The sequence below is a fragment of the Enterobacter sp. WCHEn090032 genome (assembly GCF_003986875.1).
Lineage (GTDB): Bacteria > Pseudomonadota > Gammaproteobacteria > Enterobacterales > Enterobacteriaceae > Enterobacter > Enterobacter sichuanensis.
This window is the reverse complement of record NZ_RXRN01000033.1, coordinates 41,922-50,536: the sequence shown is the minus strand read 5'-3', so window position 1 is coordinate 50,536 and position 8,615 is coordinate 41,922. Positions and strand designations below refer to the sequence as shown.

Annotated in this window: 6 protein-coding genes, 1 tRNA gene and 1 rRNA gene; 2 read left to right on the top strand and 6 right to left on the bottom strand. The window is 53.0% G+C overall.

Annotated elements, in window-relative coordinates; translation table 11 throughout:
• The first annotated feature begins 9 nt into the window (after nt 1-9).
• Nucleotides 10-85, top strand: a tRNA-Thr gene (locus EKN83_RS20505).
• Between the two features lie 43 nt (nt 86-128).
• Nucleotides 129-244: ribosomal RNA gene (gene rrf / locus EKN83_RS20500) — 5S ribosomal RNA — on the top strand.
• A 105-nt stretch (nt 245-349) separates the two neighbouring features.
• Here rrf and EKN83_RS20495 read toward each other — a convergent pair.
• The 6 genes from EKN83_RS20495 to EKN83_RS20470 form a co-directional block, all read right to left on the bottom strand.
• Nucleotides 350-1,108: an amino acid ABC transporter ATP-binding protein gene (locus EKN83_RS20495; RefSeq protein WP_014171880.1), complete on the bottom strand. Its 759-nt coding sequence runs from the start codon at nt 1,106-1,108 to the stop codon at nt 350-352.
• Between the two features lie 7 nt (nt 1,109-1,115).
• Nucleotides 1,116-2,219, bottom strand: a complete 1,104-nt coding sequence (locus EKN83_RS20490; protein WP_095450650.1) for an amino acid ABC transporter permease — start codon at nt 2,217-2,219, stop codon at nt 1,116-1,118.
• Between the two features lie 9 nt (nt 2,220-2,228).
• Nucleotides 2,229-3,410 carry an amino acid ABC transporter permease gene (locus tag EKN83_RS20485; RefSeq protein WP_095441894.1) on the bottom strand — a complete coding sequence of 394 codons (1,182 nt, stop codon included), beginning with the start codon at nt 3,408-3,410 and terminating at the stop codon, nt 2,229-2,231.
• A 67-nt stretch (nt 3,411-3,477) separates the two neighbouring features.
• Nucleotides 3,478-4,503 (bottom strand): amino acid ABC transporter substrate-binding protein, encoded by a 1,026-nt coding sequence (locus EKN83_RS20480; RefSeq protein WP_025760267.1) that lies wholly within the window; start codon nt 4,501-4,503, stop codon nt 3,478-3,480.
• A 473-nt stretch (nt 4,504-4,976) separates the two neighbouring features.
• Nucleotides 4,977-5,198, bottom strand: a complete 222-nt coding sequence (locus tag EKN83_RS20475) for a lipoprotein (protein WP_008502867.1) — start codon at nt 5,196-5,198, stop codon at nt 4,977-4,979.
• A 302-nt stretch (nt 5,199-5,500) separates the two neighbouring features.
• Nucleotides 5,501-8,614, bottom strand: a complete 3,114-nt coding sequence (locus tag EKN83_RS20470; RefSeq protein ID WP_047959576.1) for an efflux RND transporter permease subunit — start codon at nt 8,612-8,614, stop codon at nt 5,501-5,503.
• Between the last annotated feature and the right edge of the window lies 1 nt (nt 8,615).

Here is an 8,615-nt window from a genome sequence, read left to right as displayed (position 1 = left end):
ATTTAGCGTGCTGATATGGCTCAGTTGGTAGAGCGCACCCTTGGTAAGGGTGAGGTCCCCAGTTCGACTCTGGGTATCAGCACCACTTTATACTTAGGTTAAATTTCGGCAAGAAGTAAAAGAATTTGTCTGGCGGCTTTAGCGCGGTGGTCCCACCTGACCCCATGCCGAACTCAGAAGTGAAACGCCGTAGCGCCGATGGTAGTGTGGGGTCTCCCCATGTGAGAGTAGGGAACTGCCAGACATCAAACAAGTGAAAAGGCCATCCGAAAGGATGGCCTTTTTGCGTTATGATTGCCGTGAAAACCGTAGGCCCGGCAGGCAACGCGCCTCCGGGCAAGAGAGCAGATTAATGAATCACCTGCGACAGGAAGGCTCGCGTGCGTTCTGACTTAGGATGGGCAAAGAACTCATCCGGTGGTGCCTGCTCAACAATCTCCCCGCGATCCATAAAGATCACCCGGTCGGCCACGGTTCTCGCGAATCCCATTTCATGTGTCACACACAGCATGGTCATGCCGGATTGTGCCAGCCCAATCATGGTATCCAGCACCTCTTTCACCATCTCAGGATCCAGGGCTGACGTCGGTTCATCAAACAGCATAATTTTCGGCTTCATACACAGCGAGCGGGCGATAGCCACGCGCTGCTGTTGGCCACCCGATATCTGACCAGGAAATTTATTGGCATGCTCTGCAATACGTACGCGTTCGAGGTAGTGCATTGCCAGCGCCTCCGCTTCCTTTTTAGGCATCTTTCGTACCCAAATTGGCGCAAGCGTACAGTTCTGCAGAACGGTCAGGTGTGGAAACAGATTAAAGTGCTGGAATACCATTCCCACTTCCTGACGCACGCGTTCAATGTTGCGGATATCTTCATTCAGCTCGATACCATCAACCACAATGCGTCCTTGCTGATGTTCTTCAAGATGGTTAATACAGCGAATGGTTGTGGATTTCCCGGAGCCGGAAGGGCCGCAAAGAACGATGCGTTCCCCCTGCTTTACCTTGAGATTAATGTCTTTCAGGACATGGAACTGTCCGTACCATTTATTCACATTTTCCAGCGTAATCATCGCGTCGGCGGGTGTCATAGTTATTTGGCTCATAATTTCCTCAGTGCGGTGTACGCCCGGTGTTAAAGCGCTTTTCCAGATGCTGGCTGTAGCGCGACATGCTAAAACAAAAGATCCAGTAGATAAGGGCTGCAAAGACATATCCTTCTGTGGACATGCCCAGCCAGACAGGGTCCACGGTGGCCTGTTGCACGCTGCTAAAGAGATCGAACAACCCGATGATGATCACCAGGCTGGTATCTTTGAAGAGGGCAATGATTGTGTTGACCAGTCCCGGGATAACCAGCTTGAGAGCTTGTGGAAGAATGACCAGCCCCTGCGTTTTCCAGTAACCGAGCGCCAGTGATTCCGCCGCTTCGTACTGGCCTTTAGGTAACGCCTGCAGCCCACCTCGTACAACTTCAGCAACATAGGCTGACTGGAAGAGAATCACCCCAACCAGCGCACGGATCAGTTTGTCTATCGTGGTGCCTTCTGCCATAAACAGCGGCAGCATGACCGAAGACATAAACAGAACGGTGATAAGCGGCACGCCGCGCCAGAACTCAATGAAGATAACGGAGAGCACGCGTACGATCGGCATTTTTGAACGCCGTCCCAGGGCAAGTAAAATCCCCCACGGCAGCGCGCCGGCTATCCCCACCGAAGCGATAATCAGCGTCAGCGTCAGTCCGCCCCACTGGCGTGTTTCTACGCGTTCCAGCCCCAGGAAACCGCCATACAGTAGTATCCAGACAATGATGGGATAAACCACCGCCCAGCCGGCAATGTAGCGTCCACGATGAGGCAGCTTTTTCCAGAACATGACCGCGACAGAGAGCAGGCCGATGACCAACGCCAGATTTATCCGCCAGCGCTGTTCATGTGGATACAATCCATACATGAACTGACCGAAACGCTCATGAATAAACACCCAGCAAGCGCCAGCCTTGGTGCAGTCTGCCCGGGTGGAACCGACCCAGTTAGCCTGTAAAAACGCCCAGTTCAGCAGAGGCGGGATCAATTCCCACATCAGCCACAGGCAGACGATCGTCAGCAGGCTATTACTCCAGCTGGAGAACAGATTCTTACGCGCCCACAGAATAAAGCGTCCACCTGTCGAGTTGGCAGGGCGCGAGGCGTGCGACAGTATCGCTTTTGTCATCATAGTTCCTTAGCGCTCGACCAGTGCTATACGACGGTTATAAAGGTTCATCAGCAATGAAATCACCAGGCTGATGATCAGATAGACAGACATGGTGATCGCGATGGTTTCAATGGCTTGTCCGGTCTGGTTAAGCACGGTTCCGGCGAAGAGTGACACCATATCGGGGTAGCCTATGGCTGCGGCCAGCGACGAGTTTTTGACAATGTTCAGATACTGGCTGGTCAGGGGAGGAATAATGACCCGTAAAGCCTGCGGAATGATGACCTGGCGAAGCGTCACGGTATGGGGCAAACCCAGAGAGCGTGCCGCCTCGTGCTGTCCGTGAGGTACAGCCTGGATCCCTGCACGGATAATCTCAGCGATAAACGCGGACGTATAAATCGACAGCGCCAGCGTCAGTGCGGCCAGCTCAGGAATTAATACCATCCCGCCCTGAAAGTTAAAGCCACGCAGATGCGGAATATCCCAGTGCAGCGCTGCTCCGAACAGCCAGTGTGCCAGCAGCGGCAGGCAAACAATCAGGACAGCCGCCGTGGGCCAGGTTCTGCGAAGCTGCCCGGTTTTGATCTGATGCTTGCGATTAAAACGGAATACTCCAGCAGAGAGAGCAAGCGCTATCACAATCGCTCCGATAAAAGCGTACAGTCCATCACCTGGCAGAGGAGAAGGAATGGACAACCCTCGGTTACTGAGGAAAAACAGCTCAAACGCGTCGACGGCCTGACGGGGACCCGGAAGGTTACGCAGCACGGCGAAATACCAGAAGAAGATCTGCAGCAGTGGTGGGATATTACGGAACGTCTCGATATAAACAGTCGACAGTTTCCGCAGGAGCCAGTTTTCAGAGAGACGCGCCAGGCCGATAAAGAACCCCAGTATCGACGCGAAGACGATACACAGCGCCGAGACCAACAGCGTATTCAATAAACCGACGACGAACACGCGTCCGTAGGTGTCTCCTTCCTGGTAATCAATAAGGTGCTGAACAATGCCAAACCCCGCGCTGCGATCCAAAAACGCAAAACCGGAGGTAATGCCGCGGTTATTCAGGTTGGTGATCGTGTTGTGGATGAGATACACGGCGATGAGAACAACCGCAACGATAGCAATAATCTGGAATAGCCAGGCGCGGACCGCGGGATGAGAAAAGGATAGCGATCCTTTTACGGCTGAGCGGCGATGGGACATAAAGAAACCTCAATAACCATGACTCTGGAGTGGGCACCGCCTGAGCAGTGCCCGTTACAGCTATGACTTAACGTACTGGTGGCGCGTACTGAATACCGCCGTTATTCCAGAGATTGTTCTGGCCGCGTTTGATCTTCAGCGGGCTATCCGATCCCACGTTGCGCTCAAAGATCTCAGAGTAGTTGCCCACCTGTTTGATGATGTTGTAAGCCCACTTGTTATCCAGCTTCAGATCTTTACCGAAATCACCCTCTTTACCGAGCAGGTGCGCCATATCCGGGTTGGATGGATTCGCGGCTTTCTCATCCACGTTTTTCGAGTTGATGCCCATCTCTTCTGCGTTCAGCATGGCAAACAATGTCCAGCGAACAATGGAGAACCAGTCTTCATCGCCACGGCGTACCACAGGTCCGAGAGGTTCTTTTGAGATCACTTCAGGCAGGACAATCCACTCAGCCGGGTTGCTCAGCTTAATACGTAAGGCATACAGCTGTGACTGGTCAGAAGCCAGGGTGTCACAACGACCGGACTCCAGCGCTTTAGCCGATTCATCCGAGCGGTCAAATGTCACAGGGGTGTACTTCATGTTATTGGCTTTGAAATAGTCTGCGACGTTCAGCTCGGTATCAGTACCAGCCTGGATACAGACGGTGGCACCATCCAGTTCTTTCGCGCTTTTCAGGCCCGCTTTGTTATGGGTCAGGAAGCCGATGCCGTCATAATAGGTCACGCCGGTAAATGACATTCCCATACCCGCGTCGCGGGAGGAGGTCCAGGTGGTATTACGGGAGAGCATGTCAACCTCGCCGGACTGCAGCGCCGTAAAGCGCTCTTTCGCCGTCAGCGGGGTGTATTTTACTTTGCTGTCATCACCAAAAACGGCAGCTGCGACGCCACGGCAGACATCCACATCAATACCGGTAAATTTGCCGTTCGCATCGGCATAGGAGAAGCCAGGCAAACCGTCACTGATACCACATTGAACAAAACCTTTCTTTTTAACGGCATCCAGTGTCGTTCCCGCATGGGCTTGACCGGCTACGGCAAACAACATGCCTGCAGCGGCCAGGCTGGCTATCATCGTCTTTTTCATAATGCATCCTGTGTGGCGAATTTATCGTTATAGAGGCGTTTTAAAAACGCTTTACCTGTCTGTGGCGTTGGCCAACGTTTATAAAGCAAACGTAATGCCAGTTTTGCGTTCGACAAAATAAGTGAGAAGTGAACGCTTAATGCTGAGTGTAGACAGGCTTAAATAAAACGAGCGCCCCGAAACGGTGCGAAATTACAACCTGTGCCACAAATCGGAGCAAAAGTTTTAACGAGAGTCAGAGGAAATGAAGAGATAGTTTCCAGAGTGAATATTGGCAGGGTATTCAATAGGAATAATGTGTGAAAATCATCACGATAGAATATGAAATTTTAATGAGTATACGGAAAAGTTGTGACTGGCTTCTGGCTGCAATTAATTATTTGAATAAATACGGGGCTATTTTTTTACTTATTTGAAAACACTGCACTCTTTAAATGCAAAAGCGCGGCCGGAGCCGCGCTTCTGAACAGATGTTATTTGGTCAGGGCAACGATACCCAACGTCAAACCCGCCACAGCGGCTGCACCACCGGCGATAGCACCCGCGGTTTCCCAGTTATCCTGGGTGGTGCCTTTCATACAGGTATTGGTATGAACCAGTCGGCCCTGGTCATCGTAAACCGGTACACATGGAGAGTCGTGCGCGCAACCAGCAAGCAACGCAGCGAGGAGTGCAACGGAAATGAATCTTTTCATGATGTTACCTCAGTATTATTTCTCGTCCGCTATAAAGCCAGGAGGGCAATTAGCGAACTGGAGGTTATTTTACCACCGGGGTAAGACCGTGTTACACGAGGAATAATCTCAATTTATGTCGTTTGTAAAAATCGTGGAGAAAAGTCGGTTTCAGGAAGAATTAATGGAGGAATTATGAAGTTGCAATAGGCTGTTTTTACTTAATGCAAACTACCCTGGTTTTAACGCTGCTATTTTGTAAAGTCTAATTCGTTGTTTATGTTAAAAATAAAAAGGCACCAAAGGTGCCTTTCAGGAAAACATTACTCTTTATGGCGGGTGAATCGTCGGCGGACAACCACAAAGAAAACGGGCACGAAGAAAATGGCCAGAAGCGTTGCGGAAAGCATCCCTCCCATCACGCCCGTACCCACGGCGTTTTGCGCGCCGCTCCCGGCCCCGGTGCTGATCACCAGCGGCATGACGCCGAGAATAAAGGCCAGGGAGGTCATCAGGATGGGGCGAAGGCGCATCCTTGACGCTTCCAGTGTAGCTTCAATAATACCTTTACCTTCTTTCTCCATCAGGTCTTTGGCAAACTCGACGATCAGGATGGCGTTTTTCGCCGATAAACCAATCGTCGTCAACAGGCCGACCTGGAAATAGACGTCATTGTTTAACCCGCGCAGCGACGCTGCAAGCAGCGCTCCAATGACACCCAGCGGCACCACCAGCATGACTGAGAACGGAATGGACCAGCTTTCATACAGGGCCGCCAGACACAGGAACACCACAATCAGTGAAATGGCGTACAGCGCCGGCGCCTGGTTACCCGAAAGCCGCTCCTGATAAGACATTCCCGTCCAGTCATAGCCGATGCCGGAAGGCAGTTTTGCCGCGAGGCTTTCCATCATCACCATCGCCTCACCGGTACTTTTCCCCGGGGCTGATTCACCGAGGATCTCCATTGATGGCATCCCGTTGTAGCGCTCCAGGCGAGGTGAACCATAGACCCAGTGCGCGTTGCTAAAGGCTGAGAACGGGACCATTTCCCCATTCGCGCTGCGCACGTAGAGGTTGTTAATATCGCCTGGCAGCATACGGAATTTTGCGTCGGCCTGGACGTAGACCTTTTTCACGCGTCCGTGATCGATAAAGTCATTCACATAGGTGCCACCTAACGCCGTCGAGATCGTCTGGTTAACGTCAGAAATACTGACACCCAGCGCCTGCGCTTTCTCCTGATCGACATCCAGCTTGAACTGAGGCGTATCTTCAAGACCGTTAGGACGCACGCGAACCAGCAGATCAGGGTGCTCTTTCACCATGCCGAGCAGTTGGTTACGCGCCTGCGTCAGCTGGGTATGCCCCAGGTTAGCCTGGTCAATCAGCTCAAAGTCGAAGCCCGTGGCGGTACCCAGTTCAATAATTGCAGGCAGGTTAAACGGGAACACGAGACCATCTTTAATCTGACTGAAGGCTTTGGTCGCGCGACCCACAATGGCTTCGACGCCATTTTCCGCCCCCGGACGCTCCTCCCAGGGCTTCAGGCTGATGAAGGCAATGCCGGAGTTCTGACCCTGGCCGCTAAAGCTAAAGCCGTTAACGGTAAAGACGGATTCCACATTCGCCTTCTCTTTGTTCAGATAGTAATCCTGAACCTGGTCGAGGACCTGCTGAGTGCGCGTCTGGGTTGCCCCCGCCGGGAGCTGAACCATCGTCATAAACACCCCCTGATCCTCTTCGGGCAGGAAGGAGGTCGGTAAACGAAGGAAGAGCACCGCCATCCCGCCGACAATAATGACGTACACCACCAGATAGCGGCCGGTCTTACGCAAAATACCGCTCACGCTGTTGCTGTAGTGCTCCACACTTTTATCAAAACGCGCATTAAACCAGCCGAAGAACCCCCCTTTCTGCGCATGATGGTCGCCGGAGACGGGCTTGAGCAACGTTGCACAGAGTGCGGGCGTCAGGATGAGCGCAACCAGTACGGAGAGCGCCATAGCGGAAACGATCGTCAGTGAGAACTGGCGATAGATTGCCCCCGTTGAACCGCCAAAAAAGGCCATTGGAATAAAGACCGCCGAGAGCACCATGGCGATCCCCACCAGCGCCCCCTGGATTTGCCCCATCGATTTCTGCGTGGCCTCTTTCGGCGGCAGCTTGTCTTCTACCATGACGCGTTCAACGTTCTCGACGACCACGATGGCGTCATCCACCAACAGACCTATCGCCAGCACCATGCCGAACATGGTCAGGGTATTGATGGAGAAACCGAACGCCGCCAGAACCGCGAAGGTCCCCAGCAGAACGACCGGAACCGCGATAGTCGGGATGAGCGTCGCCCGCAGGTTTTGCAGGAACAGGTACATGACCAGGAAGACGAGAATAATCGCTTCAAACAGGGTCTTCACCACTTCGTGAATGGAGATTTTCACAAAAGGTGTGGTGTCATAGGGGTAGACAACCTTCAGCCCCTGCGGGAAGAACTGCTGCAGTTGCGCCAGTTTGCTCTTGATGGCTGCCGCCGTGTCCAGCGCATTTGCCCCGGTCGCCAGCTTAATCCCCAGGCCGGTTGCCGCCTGCCCGTTGATTTTGGTCACCATGTTGTAGTTTTCGCCGCCCAGCTCAATGCGAGCCACATCTTTCAGATGCACCATTGAGCCATCCTGATTCACTTTGAGCGTGACCCGGCCAAACTCTTCCGGCGATTTCAGGCGGGTTTGCGCGATGATCGAGGCGTTCAGCTGCTGCCCGGGAATGGACGGCGTTCCACCCAACTGGCCTGCCGCTATCTGGTCATTCTGCGTTTTCAACTGGTTGATAATATCCAGCGGCGTCAGCTGATATTTGTTCATCGCATTGCTGTCGAGCCAGATGCGCATCGCATACTGGGCACCAAACAGCTGGACGTCGCCGACGCCAGACGTTCGGCTGATGGCATCTTTGACGTTTGAGGCGACATAGTCGGAGATGTCATCCTGCGTGAGATGTTTGTTATCTGAAACAAAACCTGCGACCAGCAGGAAGCTGCTGCTGGACTTCTCAACGCCAATCCCTTGTTGCTGTACCTCTTGCGGCAGCAGCGGCATGGCGAGCTGCAGTTTGTTCTGAACCTGCACCTGGGCGATGTCCGGATCGGTCCCTGACTCGAAGGTGAGGGTGATCGTGACGTTACCTGCCGAGTCGCTGGTGGAAGACATATACATCAGGTTATCGATACCGTTCATGTTCTGTTCGATAACCTGGGTCACGGTATCCTGCACCGTTTGGGCATCAGCACCCGGGTAGGTTGCGGATATCGCCACCGCAGGAGGCGCAATGGTCGGATACTGGGCGACGGGAAGTTTGAGAATGGCCAGCCCGCCGGCAATCATTAAAATGATGGCAAGTACCCAGGCGAAAACCGGCCGCTGAATAAAGAAATTAGCCATG